At 42.2% G+C, this 2,434-nt stretch carries 1 protein-coding gene and 1 pseudogene; one reads left to right on the forward strand and one right to left on the reverse strand.

Translation table 11 applies throughout. The features are described from left to right. Positions 1-760 precede the first annotated feature (760 nt). Entirely contained in the window at positions 761-1,147 is a 387-nt protein-coding gene (locus Q0236_RS03420; protein WP_297901248.1) for a hypothetical protein, read from the reverse strand. Positions 1,148-1,455: 308 nt separating this feature from the next. Between Q0236_RS03420 and Q0236_RS03425 the strand changes: the two are divergent. Next, positions 1,456-1,851: pseudogene (locus Q0236_RS03425) on the forward strand (EamA family transporter); the annotation flags it as partial. Positions 1,852-2,434 lie beyond the last annotated feature (583 nt).

The raw sequence follows: 2,434 nt of genomic DNA on the forward strand, positions 1-2,434 counted from the left end.
CACAAAATGACAAATTATATGCTTAAAATAGGCTGAAAAATACTAAAATTTTACCAAATTGTTACCGAGTATTTACCGAAAATCCAAATTTAACGGGCATAAAAAAAGCGAGACCCACACAGGCCTCGCCGATTATTGAAAGGAGTTCTAATTTCGATGTGGGGATTATATCAGGCTGCGGTAAACAGACGGCAACACCTCTTTTTTGTGCGGAAGAAATTTGATAAAATTTTACGACGTGAAATTTTTTATGAATGAAATTTCAAGACACAAAATTTGCAAAGCGTGGATTTTAAAAATCTACGCGATATCTTATCTGCTAAGAATACGGTACCGAGAACGAGTAGTACGTGAAGAACTGCGAGAAAGAAAATTTATAAGAATTTCGCAATCAAAATTCTAGCGCCAGCTGTATTTCTATAATATAGAATTTTGCGGACAAAATAGCGCCACGCAGTAAAAAATCTTAAGCACGAAGCAAGCGAATAGGAATGCGAGCCGAGCCATATAAGTAAGATGTGCAGCGCAGAATTTTGTGAAATACAAAATTCCACAACTTATAAAATATAAAATTATGCAGGCAATCGCATAAAGAATCAGCGGACTTTAAAGCGCAAGCAAATCGCGCAAGTCCGTCATGATTAAGAACAGAAACTATTGCCTTCATAAGAGTAGGGAGCAAACACAAAAACGTTTATCTCAAATTGTGAAAGCAGGCTCGCTTACCTTAAAGGGCGTAGCGACTAAAAATCGCGTAGGATTAAAAGCTGATATTTTCGCTCTCAGGTACAGCAATAGCGTCGTTTTTATGCATTTGTTTGGTCTCGATTTTACCAATATCATAAGCGCGCGGAGCAACGGAACCCGCTTTGCGCGAGATGATTCGCATATCGGTGATAGCGCCTGCTGCGGTACTTATGTAGGCAGTATCGCCCGCAGCCGCATAATATCTGCTTGCGCGAGCGGTGTAGAGCTCGCCGCTGGATAGGTCTTTAAACGTATAGACGTAAGCTGTGGAGCTTTGGCGAGTGTAGTTTACGATCTCGGATTTGAGCGAGCGTAAGTTGCCTGCAGGCGTCGGAGCGGTGCTTACGGCGCAGCCTGCGATGCCAAGAGCCAAAAGTGCGGAAAATATGAAATTTTTCATTCAGTATCCTTATTTGTAAAATTTGAACTTTTAGAGTAGTAGGTTTGGGCTTAAAGTTTGCTTTTTTGAGAGGCATCGGAGTGGAATTTAAACGACTATGGATGCGCTTGCGTCGCTGGCATTTGTTTTTGAGGAGCGTCGAAGTGGAATTTAAACAGATCTCTCTTAGCGTTAGGCGAAGCGAGAATGCGCTTTTGGCGATTTTTATATATAAGTGAGGCAAATTTAGCGGCAATCGCGAGTGAGACTTAGCAATATCGTCTAAATCAAACGCGATGGAGCTCTAGTTTCTTTTACCGGGTTAGCGCGCATCAGCACTCTTTGCGGCGCTGACTGCGATATTTGCAAAAATCGGGCTTAAAGCGATCAACTCTCACTTTGCGACTTTTATCCGCACGATCATCATTGCCTTTTGCCTCGCCATATTCTTGCGCTACGCTAAAGCCTGGCAGCCGTTATCGAGCCTAACCCCTCGTAACTGGGTATTTTTGATACTAAGTGGGCTGGCGACGGGTGCATCGTGGCTAGCGTATTTCAAAGCCCTACAAATCGGCAAAGCCTATCAAGTAGCACCGATCGATAAACTAAGCGTAGTACTCGTTGTAATAATTGCAGTGATCTTTTTAGGCGAGCGCCCGAGTATTCGCGAATGGCTCGCGCTAGCACTAATCGGCGCAGGCGTAATAATGCTAGCGTTTAAATAAGGGTGAAATTTGCCTTAAACCTATCTCTTGTGGTCTTTTTAACCGCCACGCTCGCGCTATACTATACGCTTTGATCAGATAAACCCACTGCCGCTTCTGCAAAATTGCCGCCCTAAACCACTATGATTTCTTATGGCTTGACTTTAGCCTACACGATTTCTAGGCATTAGCTGAAACGCGCCGGTAATCGATTTGCCGATACCTTGCTGTAGTTAGGCGGTCTTTAGGGTAGTTTTAGTTCTGTTTAAAAGTAGTGAGATTAAAATTTATGAAAAATCAAGAATTTACACCTTAAAATTCCAAAAAATATCGGCTCACCGTATCATAAAATAAAATTGCATCCGCAAGTTTAAATCGAACTGTAAACTTCTAAATCTACAATATAGTCGAGCAAGCTAATTACGCGAGATTCGAATTAAAATCTTGCACACTTCCATAGCTCCGCCTAAATTTATGCTCTTGCTACGTAGATCATGATTCGTCGCAAGTGCTAGGCTTGTAGAATAATGAGCTAAGGTCGGGAGAATTTTACTCTCCCCTACCTTTCTTGCCTCTCTTACCTTTAGCCTTAGACGATCCCTCT

The sequence above is a fragment of the uncultured Campylobacter sp. genome, from assembly GCF_938031315.1.
In the GTDB taxonomy this organism is placed as follows: Bacteria; Campylobacterota; Campylobacteria; order Campylobacterales; family Campylobacteraceae; genus Campylobacter_B.